This is a genomic window from Exiguobacterium aestuarii (assembly GCF_020171655.1).
Lineage (GTDB): Bacteria > Bacillota > Bacilli > Exiguobacteriales > Exiguobacteriaceae > Exiguobacterium > Exiguobacterium aestuarii_A.
Genome location: NZ_JAIVAC010000004.1, coordinates 94761 through 117593, shown reverse-complemented (window position 1 = coordinate 117593; position 22833 = coordinate 94761). Strand labels below are relative to the sequence as shown.

Genomic DNA, 22833 nt, shown 5'->3' with positions numbered 1-22833 from the left:
TGACATGCCTCGTATTGTCAAAGTAGATGAACCTGTTAAATTATTTGTTGATGACATGCCTCGTATTGTCAAAGTAGATGAACCTGTTAAATTATTCGTTGATGACATGCCTCGTATTGTCAAAGTAGATGAACCTGTTAAATTATTTGTTGATGACATGCCTCGTATTGTCAAAGTAGATGAACCTGTTAAATTATTCGTTGATGACATGCCTCGTATTGTATAAGTAGGTTTAAAGACGCCTCGTGCGTCTTTTTTGTTGTTATAAACCCTCTATATTTCAAAAAAAGATAAATAAATTAAATATTAATGTCCATTTTTTTCTTTTTTACTTATATAATAATGACATCATATGATTTTATTAACGAATCTATTACCCACTTATAAAAGGAGTTATTTATTTGAATATGTTGAAATCTTCTTGGAATGCCAAATTATTAGTCAGTTCTACCCTTATGATCTCGGCAATCGCAGTGACACCGCTCGATTTTGAATCGAATTCGTTCAAAGTCAGTACAGTAGATGCAGCAGCTACATACTATACAACGACGGTAAATTTAAATCTTAGAAAAAGTGCTTCAACTTCAAGTACCATTTTATTGACCATTCCTTCTGGAAAAACAGTTACGTATCTCGGAACTTCTGGTTCTTGGTACAAGGTGTCATACAACGGCACAGTCGGATACGTCTCATCTCAATACTTAAAAACGTACAAACCGACGACTGTGAAAACCTATACGACAACAGCGAACTTGAATTTACGTAAAAGCGCCTCGACTTCGAGTAGCATTTTAACAACAATTCCTAACGGGAAAGAGATCGTTTATCTTAGTACATATGGTTCATGGTATAAAGTTTCTTACAATGGGACAATCGGTTACGTCTCTTCTGACTACGTTAAGGTGACTGAAACCTCTACACAAGCTCCAGAAACCAATATCACCTACAAAACAACTGTGAACCTAAATTTACGAACGAGCGCATCCACATCTGGTTCTATCTTGACGACAATTCCAAGTGGAGAAGTCGTCAACTATATCGGTACATACGGCTCATGGTTTAAAGTTTCTTATAACGGAATGACGGGGTATGTATCTTCTCAATATCTTGCGCCAACGAGTACGCCAGAGGTGGAACGTGTTTACTCGACAACAGCCAACCTCAACTTACGTCAAAGTACCTCGACATCAAGTACGATTCTATTAACCATCCCATCTGGTAGTACGGTCGACTATCTCGGAACGTACGGATCTTGGTATAAAGTTACTTACAAGGGCGTCACAGGGTATGTATCCTCAGAATATGTAAAGGTAACGACAGCTTCTACATCAACGAAAACGGTTGTGATTGACGCCGGTCATGGTGGAAATGACCCGGGTGCTGTCTACGGCTCATTGTATGAGAAAGTGATTGCATTAGACATTGCCAAACGTCTCGCCAATACACTCACGAGCACATACAATTATAACGTCAAACTGACACGATCTACCGATACGTATCTGTCATTGTCAGAACGCGTCTCATTGAGCAAGTCGTATAAAGCGGACGTCTTCGTGAGTCTCCATGCGAACTCCTCGGTGTATAGTTCTGCAAACGGTCATGAAGTACTCGTTCCAACATCAGAAAGTTACACAACGAACCCTTACGTCTCAGCCAGTCGTACTCTCGGTTCGACAATTAATAAAGAACTCGGTTCAAAAATCACAACGATTCAAAATCGCGGTGTGAAATATCAAAACGTGTACGTTGTTGGGAAGAATGTTACCCCTTCGACACTTGTTGAATACGGCTTCATCAGCAACTCTAGCGACCGCTCGTATTTAACGAACACGTCCTATCGTCAGCTCATGGCAGAAGCCACAGCATCTGGTATCCATCAGTTCATGCGTTCTTATTACTAACAAATAAGGAACTTAGCGTCTATTGCTAAGTTCCTTATTTTATGTTCACTTCCCAAATCATATGAGGTGCACCCGGACCCCAATAATGATCGAGGATTAGTGACGGCTCTCCCAATTGCTTTCGCCAATAGGCTTGTGCACTGGGAAAGCCCGCATCCAAATAGAAGACGTGTTGCTTTCTCGCAAGGATTTCTCGTTTCATTTCCTCTAATAGAAAATGCCCGACTCCTTGACGTTGCATACGAGGAAGGACATAGACGCTCCCGAGTTCGATGGCACCACGCTTTATTTCCAAGTTGCCCGATATAATATCGTTTGGAGGCAGCAAAGCCCCCGCTCCGATAAGGATTCCCTCCTGCTCAACCACATACAGTTGAACTTGATCGTCATCAAAGTGGTCCTGAATGGTCGTATTCAGGCGCGCCACTTCTTCATCGAGCAAATCGGCATCTTCAAAACGCTCTCGTCGAATCAAGTCACTCAAACTCTCCATAAATAAGCGCTGTAAGGATTTCACGTCTGATTGTTCGAGTGCGCGAAAGTCCAAGACGTCCACTTCCTTTTCTCTTTTTTTGTTTTACTCTTTACCCTCGCGAATCCGATGCGTAACACTCGGGTACGAAGGAATGAATTCTTCGAGCGGCTCGTAATTCAACTTCCCATAGGTTTTCCATAACACTAAAATCGCTGCAGTCCACAACGTGATCATCAAATGAATTAAGCCGATGGGATACCCTTCTTCTGCTTCGAAGCCTACCATCACGAACATGACGTTGAACATTGTATGCATGAGAAATGCGGACCACAAATTGCGCGATGAACCATTGTATACCCAGCTAATCAGAATCGAATAGGCCATGACAGACAACCCATATGCCCAAAACGGCAAATTTGCCTGACCGGTACCAGCCATAAGAAAAAGCGGTGCATGCCAAATCGCCCAAATTCCCCCTAGCACTAAACTTGCCAATAATGGGGACAATCTCGACTGCAACGCATCAAGCAAATAACCTCGCCAGCCGTATTCTTCTTGTAGCGTTCCACCGAGGAAGAGCATATATAAAAAGTAAGGAGCAATCCACCACGGTTCACGAGCGATTAACGCACCACTCCGGTCCGTCCACCAATACGCGACAAGGAATATGAATGGAATCAATCCGAACGGAATCGCATACGTTTTCCAACTCATTTTCACTTGAATGCTTTTTTGAAAGATATGCTTGACTCCTGCCACACCTCGAAGTCGATACATCGTCAAGATACCGGAGAGACTCGGTCCAAACGCTCCGATGATAACGACTGCCATAATCGGCAAATCGGTCCACCAATAGAGGCTCGCCCAGACAATCCATGAATAACCGAACGTGATTGTAATAAATCGAATGATTTCTGAAGTTTTATACATAACGAGTCTCCTTCCTGTTGATAAGTACCCGTTATTGCAGGAGGAAATACCATCCTCAGTCACTCTTCTCAATTTGTTCAGATTTTCTTTCAACAGTAAAAGAGCACACCTGCTTTCACAGACGTGCTCTCTCTATCCATGCTCTTATGACACGCGTTCTTTCTCTTCTTCCCGAATCAAATGATATTGGTCGAGAATCAATTGCGTCAATGTGTCTCCCTCATGGAGCTGCAAATATTTTTCAATCGTTGATGAGATGCCGTGCTCTTCAATCGACAAGTTGAGTTCTGACGATTCCGAATCCTCCGGGTTGTGATAATGGAGGGCCGCTGCAATCCCATAAGCGAGCTCGTTCGGCTCGATTCCGTTATCCATCAACTCACGCGCTGGTTTGACGAGACGATCGCTCGGTCCAAGCTTACGAATCGGTGAACGTGCCACCCGTGACACTTCATCTTTCAATTTCGGATTTTCAAAACGCTTAATGATTTTTTGAATGTATTGGCTATGCTCTTTCGCCTCGAAGCCATATTTCTCAAGCAATAACCAACCTGTCTCATACAATGCACCTTGAACGACTTGACGCACGCGGCGATCTTGTAACGCTTCGTCAATCGTCGCCTTTCCGAACAACGAACCGATGTAAGAGGCGATGGCGTGCCCTGTATTCACTGTGAAGAGCTTCCGTTCGATGTACGGTCCGATTTCCTCGACCCATGTCACACCTTCAATCGGTGGTTGCTCGTTCAGCCCTTGCGTCTCAATGACCCATTCATGGAACGTCTCGACTTCCACGTAAAGTGGGTCTTCATGCTGTTGCAGGGGAACGATACGGTCGACCGCCGCGTTGGGGAAGAAGACGTTCGCCTCTCCGACGCCGCCACACGCCTCTACTTCCTGACGAAGAATGGCACTACCACCAATCATGTTTTCACATGCGATGACATAAACCGGTGCGTCCTCGACTTCACGCGCACGAAGCCCTTCACTGATCAATGGCGCTACTTTTGAAAGAAGCGATGGTCCGACAGCCGTCGTCACGAGATCCGCTTCTGCAATCAAAGCCGCGACGCGGGCTGGTTCTTTCAAACTGTTGACCCCGCGTACTCGGTCGACAATGATTCGATCGACACCGTCTTCCGCGAATCCAACCTCATAGTGACGTTTTGCTTCGAGTGCTTCGATGACCGTGTCGTTAATGTCGACGAACGTCACCTCATAACCACTTTGATTCAGTAGCAACCCGATAAATCCGCGTCCGATGTTTCCTGCTCCAAAATGAACAGCTTTCATTTATGCCACCTCTTCCATGAAGAGCGCCAAGATTTCCTCTTTCGTCTTCGCCTGAACAAGACGCTCCACGTTTTCTTCGTCCGAGCAGAGAATCGCAATTTGCGAAAGGAGCTCTAAATGTTCATCATTCACGCCCGCAATCCCGATGACGAGTTTAGCCGTCTGTCCACCAAAGTCTACACCGTCCGGTACTTGCAGGAACGAGATTCCCGTCTTCTGAACCGCTGATTTCGCCGCTTCTGTACCGTGTGGAATGGCTACGTGATTTCCGATATAGACGTTTGCGATCGCTTGACGTTCATGCATCGCTTCTACATACTCCGGCGTCACACAGCCGGCGTCTTGTAGGACTGCCCCGGCTGCTGTGATCGCTTCCTCTGTCGTTGCGAATGTTTGGTTAAGTCGAATCATCTCTGTTTGAATGAATGGCATTTTAATTTCCTCCTAATAGCTAAACCGTATCTCTATCTGTTCTGTGTTCAAGAAATTTTGCTGCGTTCCGCTTTAATCTCTTCTACCAATTGATCATAGTAATCGGCGTTCAAGAAGTTTGTGACCGAGCGATGAATCGCATTCGGTGCTTGCGCTTCTGCGCGCTCTGTTAAGTCTTCATGCGTGATGACAAACTGCGCATCTTTCGGCAAGTTGCTGATCGACGTGTTCGTCACTTTGATTGGCAAGTTGGCTTTATTGACCTTGTTTCGGAGAACCGAGGCCCCCATCGCACTTGACCCCATTCCTGCATCACATGCGAAGATGATGTGATCGACTTTATCAAGGCGATCTGTCACGAGAGCAGATGCGTAAGACTGTTTGCCTTTCATCGCGCTAACGTTTTGTGTCGCTTCTTCGAGTGATACTTCCTCTGCTGCGCTCGATTTCAAGATGACACTCGCCACAGCAAATGTGACCGCTGCCGATAAGAAAATCCCTGCCACGAGTCCGAGGTATGAACCGCGTGATGCCATCGCGAGAATGGCAAAGATACTACCTGGTGAAGCCGGTGCGACGAGACCGACATCAAAGAGTACGAATGTGAAGATCCCTGTTGCGCCCCCTGCGATCATCGCAAGGATCAAAATTGGCTTCATCAACACGTATGGGAAGTAAATCTCATGAATCCCACCGAGGAAGTGAATAATCGCTGCACCAGGTGCTGTACGTTTTGCTGCACCTTTGGCAAAGAACATGTATGCGAGAAGCAATCCAAGACCTGGCCCTGGGTTCGCTTCAAGTAAGAAGAGAACAGACTTACCAGCCTCTGCCACTTGATCGACACCAAGTGGACTCAAGATCCCGTGGTTAATAGCGTTGTTCAAGAAGAGAACTTTTGCTGGTTCGATGAACAAGCTTGCCACTGGAAGTAATTTCGCCCCGACGATCCAGTCAACACCTGCCGCCATCACTTTATCGAGGGCACTCATGATTGGACCGAAGATTTCGAATCCTCCAAGCATGAGAAGTCCACCAATGATCCCGACCGAGAAGTTGTTGACGAGCATTTCGAATCCTGCTTTGACTTTTCCTTCAAGGGCACGGTCGACTTGGCGGATGATGTAACCACCGAGTGGACCCATGATCATCGCTCCGAGGAACATCGGAATGTCTGTCCCAACGATGACCCCCATCGTGGCGAGCGCCCCGACGACACCGCCTCGTACGTCATGAAGTAATTTACCACCTGTGAAACCGATGAGTAATGGTAAGAGATATGTGATTGTTGGACCAACGAGTTCTGCTAAGTTTTCGTTTGGCCACCATCCTGTCGGAATAAAGAGTGCTGTGATAATCCCCCAGGCAATGAAGGCACCGATGTTCGGCATGACCATCCCACTGAGGAAACTACCGAACCGTTGTACTTTGACTCGGACCCCGCCCGAGCTCGCTTGCGTATTCGCCATGTATAAAACCTCCAGTCTGTAAAATGTGAAAGGTTGAATGTGTAGTGTAGCTAACCGGTTTGTGCTCTACACCTGTATTGTATGCCTGGAGTAAGCGCTTTCTCAATTCAATCCAGTTCACACTTTGGCAACATTTTGTGCCAAACAAAAAAATGACCATGGTTCGGTCATTTTTCGTACAACGTCTCATGAATCATTTTCTTCATGCATTCGTGCAACAATAAACGAAGGTCCTCTTTCGCCCCCGTGCTGTATAAACGCATATGTTCCTCACTCTCAATGAGCGATCCACTGATCGCACTTAAAAATTGAAGTTCGACATCGCGCGCCTCTTCTGGTGCTAGGAGCACGAGAAGTCGCGTCACGGGTTCAGTCGATTGATCCATCATGAGGAGCGGGATTGACGTCGTTAAATCAAATGCAAACACACTCGCTTTCTCAATCGAAGTATGTCGTCCATGGAAGAGTGCCAGTTTTGTACCTGGGACACCAAGACCTGCAACTTCGTGACGCCGGAGCAATTGCGCAGATAACTGAATTCCGCTTTGCACGAGATTTCGTTCCTCAAGATGTGTTCCGATATCGACCAGGATATCCTCTAAACGGTCCGTATTGTTGAGTGTGACCAAATCAAACTGATCATCCATCCGCTCAAACGTCTCCACGAGTTCACCAAGTTCGGCAAAATCGAGCATCGTCGATCGCGGCTTTGAAGTCAGCGTTTGGAATGATTGTGGTAACGACAACAAGAGATGACGGACGCGTTGTACTTCCTCACTCGTCAACAGCGGATTGACGATCAATGTCGGCACCGAGAGCGGTGGTAATGGCACCGTCGACAAGACGACATCGTATTCCTCGAGTCGATGCTGTTCTAGTCCGAATAGAGACGAGTTGATGACGTCTTGCATCTCCGGGAACTCTTGACGTACCCGATTGACGAGCATCTTCGACGAACCGAGTCCGGCCGAACAAACGACGAGTGCCCGATACTCGCGACGTCGTACCGGTTTGACGAGTGCTGCCGCGAAGTGCATCGCCCAAAAGACCGTCTCTTCCTCGGAGAAGGTATTCGTCCCAAAGACGATATCAGCAGCCTGTTGGATTGCAGAGCGAAGTCCCGGATAGTCTCGATCGATATGCGGCTTGACTGTACTCGTTTCAGGTAGCGCCTGCGTGTTCATACTCGACAAGATGTGCGCGAGCAGTCCACGTTCGAGCGCTGCGTCATCCGTAAAGGTAAACCCGTAAATGAGCGAGACGTGATGAATTAGTTTATGCACCCGAATCTGCATGATCCACCGCTCTTCTTCATCTTCTTTCATTTGATCTTTAATCGAGCGAAGACGATTCGCCTCCTCGGCAAACCAGACACGTTCCGCCATCGAATAGGTGATGCCAAGTGCTTCCTCCATGTCGGTCGCGACTTTCAGATAGTCCTCAGACCGGCCTTTCGTATACATCTCTAAAAAGAATCCGGACGCTAGGCGTTCTTGTTGGACCCCGTAGGCGAACGTGACCCGCATGATGGTGCGGTCATCCATTCGCTCAAACGAGCGTGACTTCAAATAATCGTAACCATCCCGAAGACCTTCTAGCATCTCTTCGCATGGCACGGTCTTCAAAAAGGCTGGAATGTAGTCGTCTTCCCCACTGACGAAGCGGTAAAAGGCAAGTGTATCCCAGTGAGCGAGCAACGCGTTGATCAGTAGCTTACGTTTCTCCGACTCATACCCGAGCACTCTGGCACCGACACCTTTTTTCCGCTCGACTTCTAAATGATATTCTTCGAACCATCGATCCAACTTCTCCAAATCTTGCGTCAACGTACTCGGAGAGACGTGCATCTGTTTGGCGACCGCCTGCAGTTTGAGTGTGTCGCTCTCAAACAAAAGGCGCCACGCCAGCTCAAATAAGCGGTCCTCGCTCGTCGGGATCGCTTCTGCAGATAAGATGAGATCTTCTCGTAATTGTTGTTTCGCCGACGGTTTGCCGACAAGGCTAAGTCCATGCCCACGTTGCCAGGCGAGTTCGAGCTCGAACTCTTTCAAGATGCCTTCAAGTAATTGTCGTTCCCGTTGAATCGTGCGTTCAGACAAATTCACCGCCTGCGCGATTTCGGCGAGCGGTGTCGATGTCTCAGTTGCTAATAAGTGTAGTAAAATCGACCGTTCTCTCGCGGTCCACTCATGTCTCATGCTCATCCATCCATTCTTCGACAAGTAGTCGGTATTCCTCGAGCGACAGGAGTTGTCGGACTGACCGGACACGTGCGGTCGGATGGGTGACCGGGGTCGCCCCTTCCTGATAGAGAATCAAATCCACCTCATTCGGGATGTTTTGAATCGTTCCGTGCGTAATCGTACAAAGCAAGCGCCCCTCGCTTGCCTGTGCGAACAACTTCGCCGCCATCGCACTTGTCACAAACCCGCTATGGCAAGCAATGTATACGTTCATGTCAGCCCTTCTTTCGTCGCTTATCTTTATCTAATCATAAGTTGGAACCGCTTACTTCTCCTACTATTTTGCTTGTTGGCAAAGATATCGGCAAGCAGTAAAAAGCACCTCTCCTGAAGAAAGGTGCCTTACACTATGTTCAGTTTATTCGACCGTCACCGATTTCGCCAAGTTCCGTGGCTTGTCGACGTCACAACCACGGGCGAGTGCCGCATAATATGCCATGAGTTGCACCGGTAAGACGTTGATGAGCGGTGCCAAGAGTGGCTCAACATGTGGCAAGATGAAGTCATCATTCTCATGTTCGACGCCTTGCATGGAAATGATACAGGCGTTCGCGCCACGGGCGACGACCTCTTTGACGTTCCCGCGGATGTTCAAGTTCGTCTTCGGTTGTGAAATCAGTGCGATGACCGGTGTCCCGTCTTCAATCAAGGCGATCGATCCGTGCTTCAGTTCCCCACCCGGGTATCCTTCCGCTTGGATATATGAGATCTCTTTTACTTTGAGCGCTCCTTCGAGACAGACAGAAGCGTCAAGCCCACGACCGATGAAGAACGTGTTCGGTGTCGTCTTCAAATAACGTTCCGCGAGGTCTTCGAACAACTCTTTTTGCGCCATGATCGAATCCATGATCGTCGCAACACGAGCGAGTTCCGGCATGAGATTGAACGGCAACTCTCTCTCCGTCGCACGGGCGATGTCGTATGCGAGAATCGCGAGGACGGCGATCTGTGCCGTGTACGCTTTCGTCGACGCGACGGCGATCTCCGGTCCTGCGTGGAGGAGCATCGTCTCGTTCGCTTCACGTGAGAGCGTTGAACTCGGTACATTCGTCATGGTTAGCGCTTTATATCCGCGTTTCTTCACTTCGACGAGGACGGCACGGCTGTCCGCCGTCTCACCGGATTGTGATAAGAAGACGAACAACGGACGTTCACTTAAGAGCGGCATATTGTAGCCAAATTCAGAAGAAACGTGCACTTCTGTCGGAATGCCGGCGATGCGTTCTAAAATGTCTTTTCCGACGAGTCCGGCGTTATAGCTCGTCCCACATGCAACGATATAGACACGGTCCGCTTCCGAGACGAGCTTGCGCACGCCTTCCGTGAGTTCGATGTCGCCGTTCTCGTTCTGGTAATACTGGATGATGTTGCGGATGACGGCCGGCTGCTCGTCCATCTCCTTCAACATGTAGTGCGCGTACGTGCCCTTCTCGATGTCTGACGCATCGATCTCGGCCGTGTACGGTGCACGCTCGAGCACTTCGCCGTCGAGCGTCTTGATCGTCGCCGATTCACGCGTGAGGATGACGATCTCGCCGTCGTGGAGCTCGAGGTACTGGTCCGTCACCTGGAGCATCGCCATCGCGTCCGATGCGACGACGTTGAACGTGCCGTCACCGAGTCCGACGAGGAGCGGTGACTTGTTCTTCCCGATATAGAGGCGCTCTTTATCCTCTGAGTCGATCATCGCGATCGCGTATGAACCGTGGAGGTCCGAGAGCGTCTTGCGGAACGCCGCCTCGACATCGTCGAGCTCGACGAAGTGCTTCTCCATGAGCTGGACGATGACTTCCGTGTCCGTCTCTGAAAGGAACGGAGCGTCGAGTGTCGCTTTCAATTGTTCGTCGTTCTCAATCACGCCGTTATGCACGAGCGTGAAGCGTCCAGTCGTACTTTGATGCGGGTGGGCGTTCGGTACGCTCGGTACCCCGTGTGTCGCCCAACGCGTGTGACCGATTCCGATGGTTCCTTCAGCGTCAGCCGGTACGATGTCACGGAGTGCTTGAATTCGTCCCACTTCTTTGAATGTAAGAACGTCCTCACCGACCAAGGCAATCCCTGCCGAGTCGTAGCCGCGATACTCGAGCTTTTCAAGCCCTTTCAATAAAATCTCTTTCGTTCCAACTTGTCCGATCATTCCTACGATTCCACACATAAACAAATCTCCTCTATCCTTCGATTTCTCGAAAAAGGAAACGGGCTTTTTTGAGTGATGTCATCAAGTCTCGTTTTGTCCGCCCGGTCACCCGAACGTTTTATCAAGACTTTCTCAGTCGTGACACGCGACTGGAAGGCATCCGCCGAAATCTCGATCACCTTCGTCCTCGTCAACTCCATAGAGTTCTGGCGCTTCTATCTCATACCCAGCCGTTTCTCCAGATACGCTTTCATGCTATCGAGTACAAAAAGAATTGGATAGAGCAATTCAAAAAAATGTCGCCGAATACTTTTTTACCGTTCATGTAAAAGTCACCACTTTCACTAAAAAGCCATCCGTTCACCAGGTTTTCGAGTATGGTTAGAACGGGCATGATACAAGTAACGAGTAAAGAAATGAGGGGAAACACATGGGTGGAATCTTCCTGTTGATCGGCATACTGTTATCCGTCTTATCCAGGTGGCTTGAATTTGAAGGGAACAGCACGTTAGGGGATGTCATGTTGTTTCCTGCGATTTTCTTTATGGCGATGGCATTCTTCTGCAGTTTTCCATACTTTAAAGAATGGTGGGAAGACCGCTCCACCCGTAAGAAAGCATTCTTATTCGTGATCTTTGCCGCAGTTGGCATTCTTTGTTTGCAAGCCGCTTTCTGGTTTGTCGTCTGGCGCGATCAATGGCTCGGGCTTCTTCTCCTTCTTCCCTTTGCGGCATGTGTGGGGTTCATCGCTCGGTTGTTTAAATAAAATGGGGAGACGCTTATGCGCTCCCCCATTTTTGTTCTTCTCTTAATTCACGTTCCGTGACATAGTTCTCATCGAGACGAACCATATGACGTTCGTACAATCGATGCATCATCACAGAACTCAGGATGAGCAATGCAGTCGTTACAAAGAAAGCAAGCGTCGAAATCTGCCCTGTAACCGTGAAATACAGAAAAACAATTACAAACGGGTACGCAATCAAACCGGTGATCGAGTTCCAATGCGCGAGTCGTTTCGCTTCTCTCGATGTCAGATAACGCTTCTTGATCGCCTCTCGGTCCCATGTTTTCTTCCATGCAGGTAAGGCAGCGATTTCTGAAATCAACAACACACCTACCAACGACATCCAACCTTTCTCTACAGCAAAGAAAAGCATGAGTGCGAGCGCACCGCTCATCATACTGACAGTCCACTTTCCCGTTTCATCAAATGCCGTCAACTCTCTCATCTGATCACGTTTGTTCACGACGTTGCTCCTTCTCGTATTCACGGACCTCACGAATCTCTTTCAAATCTTTATCCGTCAAATAGTTCTCATCATAGGACTGAATAACGCGGTCGAACCGTTTCGCCAAGTATTCAATCCCGAAAAACGTCAGCTGCGAAAGGATGAACACACGGAATGATTGTGGACCTGTCGTTTCACTCGTGAAGTAAAAAAGTCCGTAAATCCCGATACCGGTCAAAGCGAGCGTGTGTGCCATCATTTTGATTGATAAGAGGTTACGTGCCGTTTGATTCGTCACAAAGCGCAGCCACATCCGATATTGAATAAAAATACCCGTCAGGATTGCGGCGAGCACGGCATATAATGTTCCTGTAACAACGCCGTCAGAGAGTGTCCAATACGAGGCGTAAATCAAAAAACTGACGACAAGCCCGATTCCGATGATGCCTACACCCCATTTCGTCAAACGGTCTACTTTTAAAATCGTATCGATTTGCGATTTTACTTTTGGTGATAGTTCCATACGTCCTCTCTCCCTTCCAACACTTCTTCATACGTCGGTAGCCTTGACTGATGTGCATGAATTCGCTCTTTCCACTTCTTCTCTCGATACGATTTCGTCAACCCCCAAAGGGCGACGATCCCGCCAATCAGGATGAAGGCATCTTCGTTTACATACATCGGGATGAAGAGCGCAAATAAAGAAACGGCATCAATCCAACAATCAATGAGTCGATAGCGTAACACGCGAGCGACCGCTTGATGTTCGGCAAAATGGCGAATGACTCGATATTCCATATATCCTTTATAAGCCAAGCCCATGGATACGATCAACATGACCGGGATGACCCACATCGCCTGTGTTCGCAACATCACGATGAACGAAATCAAGAAAATGACGAGTACGGGCCAACCAAAGAACCGCTCGAACTGTTTGGCATGCGTTACGGTGAGTTCAAATGGACGATTCATGCGAGACCTTCCCTTCAATCACCTCTTCATACGTCGGAAGCCCTGGTTCGATATGTTGGAGTTGATTTGTGAACCACTTCTGCCGAAGCGGACTAAGTACTCCCCATATCCCGAAAAAGAGACCAATCATGAGACCAAAATCTTCTGCGGTCAGCAGGGTCACCATGAGTGTCGTCAATAAAATCGCATCCACCCATTCGAATACGTATTGGAATATAAGCATTCGATGCGCCTTCGGGTGTTTTGTCATTCGCCACATGATACGCATTTCTTGATAGCCCATCACGACGATAATCACGGAGACCGACCCCATAATGGGAATCAACCACATTTTCTCTAACAAGAGGGCGACAATGACGGCTGTGACATATAGAATCATGACGGGTATGGCATAACCTCGCATCCGTTGCATCCACTTTATGTCTTGCTCCACCTATATCGCCTCCTTGTTAAAGTTGATATACTCTACATCTTGTCGTTTCGTCTGCGTCTCCACGTTCCATGTCCATAACATCGCGCCTGCGATGAACACCGTGACACATACATATGCCACGTTTGAGGTAAATAAGAATTGATTATTCAACGCGAGGAAAAAAGCAACACTGTTGATCCCGTCCCGAGCAAGTTGACGACGATATAACCCCTTCAATTCTGGTTGAAATGACAGGCGCATCCGATAACGCTTCACATATAAGATGTTCAACGGAATGAGTGTACAGGCGATATACAACACGCCCCATGCAAGGTCATCCGTCCATAAACTGATGGGAAACATGAGTACCACCAATGTTCCAAATATGCCGAAGATCCATTGGTCGAATAAACGTTTCCATGCCTTCTCTTGCGTTATCCGTTCATTCATCTCTTCAACCGTTGTTTCTCGGATTGATCCACCAAAGGCATGCGTTCTCCGAATTGTTTTTGGAAAGTCTGACCGAACACCATCCACAAGGTGAGAACAACAAAAATTGTCAATGTGTCAACTTGCATAAAGAGAAGCGCCACCGTGATCACAATGAGGATTGCTGAATCCACTAAATCGTATATGAGTTCCCATTTTAGAGACTTCACTTTAATTTTTTCGCTTTCATGCGTACGATGTTTCTGATACTTGCTAACATCTATCCCAATCATCACGATTCCGACAACAATGAGTGGAACTGTCAGCCATACATTACCTTCGAAGTATGACACTGCAAGCGCCATGAATATGAACGCAAACGAGGTATATTTTATTCGAAGTGGTGACTTCCACCATGTATCTCCTTGTACAAATCGATTTTGATTGTTCACTTAACAAACACCCTTTCTTTGCAGGATCTACCTTTCTTATACGCAATCTCCTCCTATATTGTTTCATATTTTCCGAATATTCTAGCATTGAATCGTTCGACTTTTTTCAACAATTGACGAACGAAACGTATCCGCTTACAAAGTTTATCTGCTATACTGTTAGCAAATTCATTCCCACAAATTTTTTTGAAAGGTGTAGAACTGTATGTCTCCGAAGTACAAGCAAGTTGCGAGCCAGATTGAATCAGACATTGTCAATCACGTCTACCAACATACGAATAAATTATTGACCGAAGATGAGTACGCCAATAAATATGGTGTCAGTCGCAATACGGTCCGAAAAGCAATTGAGATCCTCGTCAACAAAGGATACGTCTATCAAGTTCAAGGGAGCGGTGTCTTCGTCCGCGACCATTACAATAGCGATTACATCAACCTTGAAAAACTTCAAGGTCTCACGAGTGACTTCAGTGGCCGGAAAGTCGAGACACGCGTCTTACATTTCGAGCAGACTGTCGCAAACGATGAAGTCGCAGAACGTATGAAGTGCCCGATTGGGACACCCGTCTACTTCGTGAAGCGTCTACGTCTCGTCGATGACCATCCGTTCTCGGTGGAAGATTCATACTTCCGAAAAGAGCTCGTCATCTACTTAGACGAGAACATCGTCCAAAAGTCGATTTATACGTATTTACGAAGTGACCAAAAGCTCGCCATCGGATTCGCCGACCGAGTCATTTACGCAGACTTTTTAGATTCTGAGTCCGCCGATCTGCTCGACTTGAACGAGAATGACCCAGCCTTGATTGTCGACAACACCGTCTATTTAACAAATGGTCAAATCTTCGACGTCTCTCGTTCCATCCATCATTTCAAACATGTCAAAATGCTCAAAGTCTCGAACATCAAGTCCTAAACGCGCCCGAGAGATGGTTTTCTCGTGCGCATTTTTTATGCATTTTTTTCAAAAAGAAAGGGTTTACACGAAAACGCTTTCGTGCTACTATCAACATGTAGAAAATATTTGTACCTATGAATTTTAGTTATCCATACAAAAAGGAGAGATACTATGGTTTCTGAAACAATCGAAATCTCACCGGAAGATATTTTCGGTCTCATCGCCCTCTCGGGTGACGCCAAAGCGAGCTACCATCAAGCGATGCTCCTCATGCAAGAAGGAAAAAAAGAAGAAGCCGAGGCAGCAGTCGTTGCTGGTGACGCGACATTAAAAGAAGCACATGCGATTCAAACGAAATTCGTCACGCTCGAAGCACAAGGTAAATCGGCAACGGTCGGTGTCCTCATGGTGCACGCGCAAGATCACTTGATGAACACGATTCTCGTCAAAGAAATGCTTGGATATATGATGAACATGCAAAACGAAATCAACGAATTGAAAGGAATGGATCAAAAATGATTAAAATCGGACTCTTCTGTGCAGCAGGTATGTCAACAAGTATGTTAGTAGAAAAAATGAAAGCGGTTGCCTCTGAGCGCGGTATCGAAGCTGAAATCGCAGCATACCCAGAATCAGAAATGGAAACATACGTTAACAACATCGACGTTGCACTTCTCGGACCACAAGTGAAGTACCTTCTTTCAAAAGGGAAGCAAATCTGTGAACCAAAAGGTGTTCCAATCGACGTCATCAACACAGTCGACTACGGCATGATGAACGGTGCGAAAGTATTAGACCACTCATTAAAACTTGTAAATAAATAAACTGAGGTGATGACTTTGAAAATGCCTAAAGATTTCTTGTTCGGCGCTGCTTCGGCCTCTTACCAGGTCGAAGGCGCATGGAACGAGGACGGGAAAGGCCTCTCGAACTGGGACGTCTTCTCGAAAATTCCTGGTAAGACATTTGAAAACACGAACGGCGACGTCGCAGTCGACCATTACCATCGCTATAAAGAAGACATCGCGCTCATGGCGGAGATGGGACTCGAATCGTATCGCTTCTCAATCTCATGGCCACGCGTCTTCCCGAACGGTACGGGTGAAGTGAACGAAAAAGGACTTGAGTTCTACAACAACTTGATCGACGAATGTTTGAAACACGACATCGTCCCATTCGTCACACTCTACCATTGGGACCTTCCACAAGCACTTGAAGAAAAAGGAGGCTGGAAGAACAAAGAGACGGTTGACGCATTCGTCCGTTTCGCGGATACTTGCTTCCAATCGTTCGGTGACCGTGTCAACCACTGGATCACATTTAACGAAGCGGTCATCTTCTGCTCACTTGGATACTTAACAGGCGCACACCCGCCAGGCATCGAAGGCGACGTCAAAGGTTATTTCCAAACGACGCATAACGTCTTCGTCGCTCACGCCCGTGCCGTCGAGCTCTTTAAACAAAACGGTCACACTGGCGAAATCGGGATCACGCACGTGTTCAACCCGGCGTTCAGTATCGATGACGCAGAAGAGAACAAGTTTGCCGAAATGCATGCGAACGCTTATGCGACACATTGGTTCTACGACCCGATCTTAAAAGGTGAATATCCAGAGTACGTCGTGAACGGTCTGAACGAACAAGGTCTTCTCCCTGAAATGACAGAGGAAGAACTCGACGTCTTGAAACGTACCGCTCCGATGAACGACTTTATCGGTCTCAACTACTACAGCCCGCAGCGCGTCATGAAAAATGACTCAGCGCTCGTCATGGCTGGTGGACGTGAAAACTCGACAGGTCGCCCTGGTAACCCATCGTTCGATGGCGTCTATAAGACAGTCAAGATGGACGACAAAGTGTACACGAAATGGGATTGGGAAATCTCACCGGAAGCGTTCCTCGATGGGATGCACATGTTAAAAGATCGTTACGGTGACGTCAAAATCTATATCACAGAGAACGGTCTCGGTGATGTCGACCCGATCGTCGACGGTGAAATCATGGACACGCCACGAATCGAGTACATCGAAGGTCACCTTCGTGCAGTCAAACATGCTGTTCAACAAGGCATCAACGTTGCCGGTTACTACGCTTGGTCTGCAATTGACCTTCTCAGTTGGTTGAACGGTTATAAGAAACAATACGGCTTCATCTACGTCGACCACAACAACGGTCTCGCACGGAAGAAGAAACAGTCGTTCCACTGGTATAAAGAGATCATCGCCACGCGCGCTGAAGACCTATAAGGAGGTTCCCCTATGAGCCGCTTAGAAAGAGTATTTGAAAAGTTCACCCCTGCTTTTGTTCGTTTTGCGAACGCCAAGCCCGTCCTTGCGATTAAGGACGGGTTCATCCTCACGATGCCGATGACCATCATCGGGTCGCTGTTCCTTCTCATCCTGGCGTTACCGATTCCAGGTTGGGCTGACTTCATGTCAGGTCTATTCGGGGCAGACTGGTCACTCCCGCTCACGCAAGTCGTCGGTGCGACTTTTGACATTCTTGCTTTAATCGGTGTTTTTGGAATCGCTTACTCATACGTCAAGAACGAAAAGATCGAAGGGGTACCGGCTGGTATTCTCGGAATCATCTCGTTCCTCATCATCACACAAGCTTCTGTCTTGTCTGAATCTGGGGAATTCGTCGGTGGCGTCATTCCAAAAGTATGGACAGGTGGACAAGGTGTTCTCGCTGCCATCATCGTCGGATTGACAGTTGGATTCATCTACTCGCAGTTCATCAAACGCGGGATCAGCATTAAAATGCCAGACGGTGTACCGCCAGGCGTATCGAACTCATTCTCTGCACTTGTTCCTGGTTTGGCAATCATCTCGCTCGCCGTTGCAACGTTTGCGATTTTCCAAGCGGTTGCAGAGCGTACGTTCACAGAAGTCATCTATGATGTGCTTCAAGCACCACTTCAAAACTTGACAGACACACTCGCTGGAGCCGTTATCATCATGGTGCTCATGTCTGTCATGTGGTGGTGTGGGATTCACGGTGCCGCAATCCTTATGGGAATCATGGGACCACTTCTCACAGCGAACGCGCTTCAAAACCAAGCCATCCTCGATGCAGGTGGTACGCTTGTCGCTGGTGAGAACGCAAAAATCGTTACAATCCAGTTCCTTGATGTGTTCACGAAACTCGGTGGATCAGGGATCACAATCGGTTTCATCATCGCGACACTGATTGTCGCACGTTCGGCACACTTGAAGCAGCTTGGTAAGTTATCACTTGCGCCAAGTATCTTCAACATCAATGAACCGGTCATCTTCGGGATGCCAATCGTCTTCAACCCGATCATGTTCGTCCCATTCGTTGTCGTGCCAGCCATCGCTTCATTCATGGTTTACTTCGCCATCCTTTGGGGTTGGGTCGAGCCGTTCAACGCCCTTCAAGTACCATGGACGACACCTCCAGTCATCTCTGGATTCTTGATTGGTGGATGGCGTGCTGCGCTCTTACAGATTGCAACGATTGCTATGGCCGTTGCGGTTTACCTTCCATTCGTTCGCATTCAAGACCGCGTTTCGTATGGTGAAGAATTGAAAGCACAAGAAGAAGCAGATAAAGCGTCAGCCTGAAACAAAAACGACAGCCCTTCTCAGCAATGAGGAGGGCTGTTATCATGTAGGAAAAGATTGGAAAGTTGGGTCATAATGAAAAGAAATGTCACCGCCATGTTCGCGCTATTTGCCTCATCCTCGTTTGCAGCAGGTCTTGCCTTTCAGTCAGTCATTCCTTTCATCGTAGGTATCTTATTCATTTTAGCGGCCGGCTATCAAGCAGGAAAGCAAACCGAGACGAAAAAAGCCTGAGTTCATCAAATTGGACTCAGGCTTTGTTTTGGGCATCTCTATAAGTGATTCAAGCAACGTATGCTATAGTTTGAGTGAATCTAACTAAGGAAGTGATCAGCATGAAGGCACTCGTCTTCCATCAGTTCGGTGGTCCTGATGTTTTAACATATGAAGAAGTCCCGACACCAATGCCACAAGTCGATGAAGTATTGGTCCGCACAAAAGCCATCGGATTGAATTATGCCGATGTGTATCGCCGGAAAGGCAACTACCATCTTGTCGGAGAACCTCCATACATTCTCGGATATGAAGGAGCCGGTGTCATTGAAGCGATCGGGGCGAACGTCACCTCGCTTCAAGTCGGGGACCGCATCGCCTTTGCCGATGTCCCGCACGCCAACGCAGAATTTGTTGCCGTCCCGCTCGACAAGGCGATTCCTCTTCCAGATGCCATTTCATTCGAAGCAGCCGCATCGACCATGCTTCAAGGATTGACGGCCCATTACCTCGTCCACGACAGCTATCGGATTCAGGCCGATGATGTCGCGGTCGTACACGCAGCCGCTGGTGGTGTCGGTCAATTGTTGACGCAAATGATTCAGCGTCTCGGCGGACAGGTCATCGGTCTCACGTCCACAGCCGAAAAAGTGGCCACTATTCAAACACATGGTGCCCGTGCCTATCGCTATGATGAAGCATGGGTCGAAGAGATTCGTAATGCCACGAACGGTCGCGGTGCCGATGTCGTTTATGATTCGGTCGGTGCGACATTAGAAAACAGCTTTGAAGCAACGTGCATCGGTGGGACGGTCGTCTTCTACGGCATGGCCGGTGGCGACCCAAAACCGGTCGACCCACGTATGCTCATGGACACATCGAAGACATTGACAGGTGGTGACTTATGGAACATCCTTACCTCAAAAGAGGAACGCATTCGTCGGTCACACGAATTGTTCAGTTGGATTGAGGACGGTTCACTCATCATTCCATCACCAACAATGTTCGCCTTGTCAGATGGTGCATCCGCCCACACCTTTTTAGAAAGTCGGAAGAGCCAAGGCAAAATCCTCTTGATCCCATAAACAAACGCCAGCCCGTTTTCGGTGCTGGCGTTTTTACATGTCTTCTTTCCGGAGTGAGTATCCGTCCACTTCAAGCAGTCGCATCCGTTTCTGGTCGACCGCCGCATGAATAATCACAGTCACCCCGGGATTCAGTTCCATCATCTTCTTGATTTTTAGTAAGTCGTCTCCTTTAATCTCAATCGGCAAGACGAATTCCTCTTCTCTCAGGTGAATGAATTTGATTTTCCCTTGGTCGTCATAGCCCGTCACTTCGTATGTCGAAAATTCTCGTTTCATGAATATCCCTCCCCTCTTACAGTTCCCGTAACAGATACATTGCACACAAAAAATCCATCCCCGTAGCGGCAGGGATGGATGCATGTTACGCCTCGACGCTATCCGCGTGTTTGGCTTTATGGTCGGCGATGACATCGGCATACCACTTCGCGCTATCTTTCCAGATACGCTCTTGTGTCTCAAAGTCGATATAGAGGATTCCGAAGCGCTTCTCGTATCCGAAGCTCCATTCGAAGTTATCCATGAGCGACCAGAGGTAGTAGCCTTGAATGTTCATGCCTTCATCGTTCAAGTCAGAGACAGCTTCGAGGTGCTGGCGGACGTAGTCGATCCGGTTATCGTCATGGACTTCGCCATTCTCCAGCACGTCGTCAAATGCGGCGCCGTTCTCTGTGATGTAGATGGGAAGGTCAGTATACTCGGCGCGTAAACGACGGATCAGGTCTTTGAATTCGTTCGGGGCGATATCCCAGCCCATGCCCGTCTTCTCGTAGTCCGAGTAAGCGTCTGCCTTCAAGAAATCATTTGCTGCGTTGAACTCGACAATGCCACGGCTGTAGAAGTTAATGCCGAAGAAATCGCAAGCTGTCGAGATCGTCTCCATATCACCCGATTGGATGAAATCGAAGTTATGCACATATTTAGAGAACAAGTTCATCATGTCGACCGGATACTGGCCTTTGAAGACCGGATCGAGGAACCAGCGATTCGAATACCCGTCGGCATTGTTCATCGCAAGGCGGTCATTCGCCGAATCCGTCTTCGCATACATCGGTGACAAGTTGAGCGTGATGCCAATCGGGGTCGTGGATGTCATCTCTCGCTTCAACAATTCGACCGCTTTTCCGTGCGACAACAAGATGTGGTGCACGGCGCGTACCGCTTCGTTCATGTCACGATGACCCGGTGCGTGAACACCGACATGGTAGCCGAGGAAGCCGGCACACCAAGGCTCATTGTGGGTGATCCAAGAGTCGACGATGTCATCAAGCTCTTCAAAACAGACTTTCGCATAATCGAGGAACCAGTCAACCGATTCACGGTTGACCCAGCCACCTTCTTCATGAGCCCACATCGGAAGGTCCCAGTGGTAAATCGTGACGGCTGGTTTGATTCCTTCTTCACGGAGACGCAGCGCCAAGTTTTTGTAGAACGCCATACCTTCTGGGTTATACTCTCCCTTGGCAGGGAAGATTCGTGGCCACGCGATGGAGAATCGATACGTGTCGACACCTAGTTTTTTGATGTGCTGGATGTCTTCTTCGTAACGATGGTAGTGGTCACATGCGACATCGCCGTTATGCTTTTCAAACACGCGCCCGTCGATGTCACAGAACATATCCCAGATGGAAGGGGTACGTCCCCCTTCATTGTGTGCGCCTTCAATTTGGTATGAGGACGTGGCTGTCCCGAATACGAAGTCTTTCTTAAAATGCATAGTGTTTTCCTCTTTTCTCTATATTTATTCTTTGACAGCACCTGCCGAAATACTGCTGACGATGTACTTCGAGAGGAACAAGAAGGCAATCATGATCGGTACGACCGAGATCGCGATTCCTAGGTAAAGCGCGCCAAGGTTTTCTGCGACTTGTGATCCTTTCAAGAAGCCCATCAAGACAGGCAACGTGTATTTCTCAGGAGAGAATAAGAGGACAAGTGGCATCAAGTAGTTGTTCCACGAGCCGATGAACGTGAAGATCGACATCGTCGCAATCGCTGGCATCATCATTGGGAGCGCGATTGTATGGAAAATACGTAACTCGCTCGCACCGTCAATCCGTGCCGCTTCAATCAAACTGATGTGAAGTGTCGCTTGCGTGTACTGGCGGATGAAGAAGACCGTGAACGGTGTTGCAATCGCAGGGACGATCAACGGGATGAACGTATCGAGAATGCCGAGCGTTTTTGAAATCTCGTAGAATCCGATGAGTCCAAGTTGTGCTGGAACCATCATCATGACGAGCATGAAGATGAACATCGCATTCTTCCCTTTAAAGTTGTAGAACGTGAATCCATAAGCTGTAAGGGCTGAGAAGTAGCCCGAAAGTACCGTTACCGATACCGAGATAATCAAGCTGTTTTTAAAGCCGGTCCAGATGTTGATGTACTCGCTCAGGGTAGCGTAGTTATCGAGCAACGCATTACCAGGGATCAAGGTGAAGCCAGAGATGACTTCTCCATTCGTCCGCGTCGCGTTGATGATCATCATCAAGAACGGGATGAAGCAGATAATCGCAAGAATAACCAAACTTGCATAGATCAAGCCTCTTACAACACGATGCTTCGACTTTTGTTTTTTAGGTGGCACCACTTTGAGTGGACGGTCTTCTTTACGTTTTGGCTGCGCTTCGCTATCCGGAAGCATTCGCCGTGTTTCTGCATTTTGTTCCATCG

The 22833-nt window shown here is 47.9% G+C and carries 27 protein-coding genes; 10 read left to right on the top strand and 17 right to left on the bottom strand.

Going from position 1 to position 22833, the window contains the following annotated elements; translation table 11 throughout:
• On the top strand, nucleotides 1-226 hold a 226-nt coding region (locus LCM29_RS14290), incomplete at its 5' end, for a hypothetical protein (protein WP_224863653.1).
• 181 nt (nucleotides 227-407) lie between these two features.
• Nucleotides 408-1901: an SH3 domain-containing protein gene (locus LCM29_RS14285; RefSeq protein WP_224863655.1), complete on the top strand. Its 1494-nt coding sequence runs from the start codon at nucleotides 408-410 to the stop codon at nucleotides 1899-1901.
• 34 nt (nucleotides 1902-1935) lie between these two features.
• On the opposite strand, the gene LCM29_RS14280 is transcribed toward LCM29_RS14285, so the two are convergent.
• The 8 genes from LCM29_RS14280 to glmS form a co-directional block, all read right to left on the bottom strand.
• A complete protein-coding gene (locus LCM29_RS14280; RefSeq protein ID WP_224863651.1) occupies nucleotides 1936-2448 on the bottom strand; it encodes a GNAT family N-acetyltransferase in 513 nt (170 codons plus the stop codon).
• 30 nt (nucleotides 2449-2478) lie between these two features.
• Entirely contained in the window at nucleotides 2479-3306 is an 828-nt protein-coding gene (locus LCM29_RS14275) for a CPBP family intramembrane glutamic endopeptidase (RefSeq protein ID WP_224863649.1), read from the bottom strand.
• Between the two features lie 144 nt (nucleotides 3307-3450).
• Nucleotides 3451-4599 (bottom strand): mannitol-1-phosphate 5-dehydrogenase, encoded by a 1149-nt coding sequence (locus LCM29_RS14270; protein ID WP_224863647.1) that lies wholly within the window; start codon nucleotides 4597-4599, stop codon nucleotides 3451-3453.
• Nucleotides 4600-5031, bottom strand: coding sequence for a PTS sugar transporter subunit IIA (locus tag LCM29_RS14265; protein WP_214748595.1), 432 nt, complete (start codon nucleotides 5029-5031; stop codon nucleotides 4600-4602). It abuts the gene before it with no gap.
• Nucleotides 5032-5078: 47 nt separating this feature from the next.
• Complete coding sequence (locus LCM29_RS14260) at nucleotides 5079-6500, bottom strand: PTS mannitol transporter subunit IICB (RefSeq protein ID WP_214697278.1); 1422 nt, start codon at nucleotides 6498-6500, stop codon at nucleotides 5079-5081.
• A gap of 167 nt (nucleotides 6501-6667) precedes the next feature.
• Complete coding sequence (locus LCM29_RS14255) at nucleotides 6668-8698, bottom strand: BglG family transcription antiterminator (protein WP_224863645.1); 2031 nt, start codon at nucleotides 8696-8698, stop codon at nucleotides 6668-6670.
• Nucleotides 8688-8957 carry a hypothetical protein gene (locus LCM29_RS14250; RefSeq protein WP_031424638.1) on the bottom strand — a complete coding sequence of 90 codons (270 nt, stop codon included), beginning with the start codon at nucleotides 8955-8957 and terminating at the stop codon, nucleotides 8688-8690. Before LCM29_RS14250 ends, LCM29_RS14255 begins: the two co-directional genes overlap by 11 nt.
• Before the next feature lie 144 nt (nucleotides 8958-9101).
• On the bottom strand, nucleotides 9102-10898 hold the full coding sequence (gene glmS, locus LCM29_RS14245) for a glutamine--fructose-6-phosphate transaminase (isomerizing) (protein WP_224863643.1): 1797 nt from the start codon (nucleotides 10896-10898) through the stop codon (nucleotides 9102-9104).
• A gap of 412 nt (nucleotides 10899-11310) precedes the next feature.
• Between glmS and LCM29_RS14240 the strand changes: the two genes are divergently transcribed.
• Entirely contained in the window at nucleotides 11311-11646 is a 336-nt protein-coding gene (locus LCM29_RS14240) for a hypothetical protein (protein WP_224863641.1), read from the top strand.
• A gap of 13 nt (nucleotides 11647-11659) precedes the next feature.
• On the opposite strand, the gene LCM29_RS14235 is transcribed toward LCM29_RS14240, so the two are convergent.
• From LCM29_RS14235 to LCM29_RS14210, 6 genes are read right to left on the bottom strand one after another with little or no spacing between them, the layout of a single operon-like run.
• Complete coding sequence (locus tag LCM29_RS14235) at nucleotides 11660-12130, bottom strand: hypothetical protein (protein WP_224863639.1); 471 nt, start codon at nucleotides 12128-12130, stop codon at nucleotides 11660-11662.
• On the bottom strand, nucleotides 12117-12635 hold the full coding sequence (locus LCM29_RS14230) for a hypothetical protein (RefSeq protein WP_224863637.1): 519 nt from the start codon (nucleotides 12633-12635) through the stop codon (nucleotides 12117-12119). Before LCM29_RS14230 ends, LCM29_RS14235 begins: the two co-directional genes overlap by 14 nt.
• On the bottom strand, nucleotides 12614-13084 hold the full coding sequence (locus tag LCM29_RS14225) for a hypothetical protein (protein ID WP_224863635.1): 471 nt from the start codon (nucleotides 13082-13084) through the stop codon (nucleotides 12614-12616). Before LCM29_RS14225 ends, LCM29_RS14230 begins: the two co-directional genes overlap by 22 nt.
• Nucleotides 13068-13517, bottom strand: a complete 450-nt coding sequence (locus LCM29_RS14220; RefSeq protein WP_224863633.1) for a hypothetical protein — start codon at nucleotides 13515-13517, stop codon at nucleotides 13068-13070. The genes LCM29_RS14225 and LCM29_RS14220 overlap by 17 nt, the downstream gene beginning before the upstream one ends.
• Entirely contained in the window at nucleotides 13518-13946 is a 429-nt protein-coding gene (locus LCM29_RS14215; RefSeq protein WP_224863631.1) for a hypothetical protein, read from the bottom strand.
• Entirely contained in the window at nucleotides 13943-14377 is a 435-nt protein-coding gene (locus tag LCM29_RS14210) for a hypothetical protein (protein ID WP_224863629.1), read from the bottom strand. Before LCM29_RS14210 ends, LCM29_RS14215 begins: the two co-directional genes overlap by 4 nt.
• Nucleotides 14378-14582: 205 nt before the next feature.
• Here LCM29_RS14210 and LCM29_RS14205 point away from each other — a divergent pair, with 205 nt between their 5' ends.
• The 7 genes from LCM29_RS14205 to LCM29_RS14175 all read left to right on the top strand — a co-directional run bounded on the left by LCM29_RS14205 (nucleotide 14583) and on the right by LCM29_RS14175 (nucleotide 20160).
• On the top strand, nucleotides 14583-15293 hold the full coding sequence (locus LCM29_RS14205; protein WP_214696897.1) for a GntR family transcriptional regulator: 711 nt from the start codon (nucleotides 14583-14585) through the stop codon (nucleotides 15291-15293).
• A 153-nt stretch (nucleotides 15294-15446) separates the two neighbouring features.
• On the top strand, nucleotides 15447-15794 hold the full coding sequence (locus tag LCM29_RS14200; RefSeq protein WP_214696899.1) for a PTS lactose/cellobiose transporter subunit IIA: 348 nt from the start codon (nucleotides 15447-15449) through the stop codon (nucleotides 15792-15794).
• Complete coding sequence (locus LCM29_RS14195; RefSeq protein WP_224863627.1) at nucleotides 15791-16099, top strand: PTS sugar transporter subunit IIB; 309 nt, start codon at nucleotides 15791-15793, stop codon at nucleotides 16097-16099. The genes LCM29_RS14200 and LCM29_RS14195 overlap by 4 nt, the downstream gene beginning before the upstream one ends.
• 15 nt (nucleotides 16100-16114) lie before the next feature.
• Nucleotides 16115-17521, top strand: a complete 1407-nt coding sequence (locus LCM29_RS14190) for a GH1 family beta-glucosidase (protein WP_214696901.1) — start codon at nucleotides 16115-16117, stop codon at nucleotides 17519-17521.
• Nucleotides 17522-17533: 12 nt separating this feature from the next.
• Nucleotides 17534-18862: a PTS sugar transporter subunit IIC gene (locus LCM29_RS14185; protein WP_214748622.1), complete on the top strand. Its 1329-nt coding sequence runs from the start codon at nucleotides 17534-17536 to the stop codon at nucleotides 18860-18862.
• A 75-nt stretch (nucleotides 18863-18937) separates the two neighbouring features.
• Nucleotides 18938-19096 carry a hypothetical protein gene (locus LCM29_RS14180; protein ID WP_224863625.1) on the top strand — a complete coding sequence of 53 codons (159 nt, stop codon included), beginning with the start codon at nucleotides 18938-18940 and terminating at the stop codon, nucleotides 19094-19096.
• Nucleotides 19097-19197: 101 nt separating this feature from the next.
• Complete coding sequence (locus tag LCM29_RS14175; protein ID WP_224863623.1) at nucleotides 19198-20160, top strand: quinone oxidoreductase family protein; 963 nt, start codon at nucleotides 19198-19200, stop codon at nucleotides 20158-20160.
• A 33-nt stretch (nucleotides 20161-20193) separates the two neighbouring features.
• On the opposite strand, the gene LCM29_RS14170 is transcribed toward LCM29_RS14175, so the two are convergent.
• From LCM29_RS14170 to LCM29_RS14160, 3 genes are all read right to left on the bottom strand, one after another.
• Nucleotides 20194-20439, bottom strand: a complete 246-nt coding sequence (locus LCM29_RS14170; RefSeq protein WP_224863621.1) for a hypothetical protein — start codon at nucleotides 20437-20439, stop codon at nucleotides 20194-20196.
• Between the two features lie 85 nt (nucleotides 20440-20524).
• On the bottom strand, nucleotides 20525-21877 hold the full coding sequence (locus LCM29_RS14165) for a GH1 family beta-glucosidase (protein WP_214786132.1): 1353 nt from the start codon (nucleotides 21875-21877) through the stop codon (nucleotides 20525-20527).
• Between the two features lie 24 nt (nucleotides 21878-21901).
• A complete protein-coding gene (locus tag LCM29_RS14160) occupies nucleotides 21902-22831 on the bottom strand; it encodes a carbohydrate ABC transporter permease (RefSeq protein WP_214876822.1) in 930 nt (309 codons plus the stop codon).
• Nucleotides 22832-22833: the final 2 nt, after the last annotated feature.

Coding starts and splice junctions, on each gene's coding strand:
- LCM29_RS14175 (WP_224863623.1), top strand. CDS start 19,198: ATGAAGGCACTCGTCTTCCATCAGTTCGGTGGTCCTGATGTTTTAACA.
- LCM29_RS14225 (WP_224863635.1), bottom strand. CDS start 13,084: ATGAATCGTCCATTTGAACTCACCGTAACGCATGCCAAACAGTTCGAG.
- LCM29_RS14185 (WP_214748622.1), top strand. CDS start 17,534: ATGAGCCGCTTAGAAAGAGTATTTGAAAAGTTCACCCCTGCTTTTGTT.
- LCM29_RS14255 (WP_224863645.1), bottom strand. CDS start 8,698: ATGAGACATGAGTGGACCGCGAGAGAACGGTCGATTTTACTACACTTA.
- LCM29_RS14205 (WP_214696897.1), top strand. CDS start 14,583: ATGTCTCCGAAGTACAAGCAAGTTGCGAGCCAGATTGAATCAGACATT.
- LCM29_RS14165 (WP_214786132.1), bottom strand. CDS start 21,877: ATGCATTTTAAGAAAGACTTCGTATTCGGGACAGCCACGTCCTCATAC.
- LCM29_RS14275 (WP_224863649.1), bottom strand. CDS start 3,306: ATGTATAAAACTTCAGAAATCATTCGATTTATTACAATCACGTTCGGT.
- LCM29_RS14215 (WP_224863631.1), bottom strand. CDS start 13,946: ATGAATGAACGGATAACGCAAGAGAAGGCATGGAAACGTTTATTCGAC.
- glmS (WP_224863643.1), bottom strand. CDS start 10,898: ATGTGTGGAATCGTAGGAATGATCGGACAAGTTGGAACGAAAGAGATT.
- LCM29_RS14230 (WP_224863637.1), bottom strand. CDS start 12,635: ATGGAACTATCACCAAAAGTAAAATCGCAAATCGATACGATTTTAAAA.
- LCM29_RS14240 (WP_224863641.1), top strand. CDS start 11,311: ATGGGTGGAATCTTCCTGTTGATCGGCATACTGTTATCCGTCTTATCC.
- LCM29_RS14270 (WP_224863647.1), bottom strand. CDS start 4,599: ATGAAAGCTGTTCATTTTGGAGCAGGAAACATCGGACGCGGATTTATC.
- LCM29_RS14250 (WP_031424638.1), bottom strand. CDS start 8,957: ATGAACGTATACATTGCTTGCCATAGCGGGTTTGTGACAAGTGCGATG.
- LCM29_RS14285 (WP_224863655.1), top strand. CDS start 408: ATGTTGAAATCTTCTTGGAATGCCAAATTATTAGTCAGTTCTACCCTT.
- LCM29_RS14265 (WP_214748595.1), bottom strand. CDS start 5,031: ATGCCATTCATTCAAACAGAGATGATTCGACTTAACCAAACATTCGCA.
- LCM29_RS14180 (WP_224863625.1), top strand. CDS start 18,938: ATGAAAAGAAATGTCACCGCCATGTTCGCGCTATTTGCCTCATCCTCG.
- LCM29_RS14260 (WP_214697278.1), bottom strand. CDS start 6,500: ATGGCGAATACGCAAGCGAGCTCGGGCGGGGTCCGAGTCAAAGTACAA.
- LCM29_RS14195 (WP_224863627.1), top strand. CDS start 15,791: ATGATTAAAATCGGACTCTTCTGTGCAGCAGGTATGTCAACAAGTATG.
- LCM29_RS14160 (WP_214876822.1), bottom strand. CDS start 22,831: ATGGAACAAAATGCAGAAACACGGCGAATGCTTCCGGATAGCGAAGCG.
- LCM29_RS14200 (WP_214696899.1), top strand. CDS start 15,447: ATGGTTTCTGAAACAATCGAAATCTCACCGGAAGATATTTTCGGTCTC.
- LCM29_RS14170 (WP_224863621.1), bottom strand. CDS start 20,439: ATGAAACGAGAATTTTCGACATACGAAGTGACGGGCTATGACGACCAA.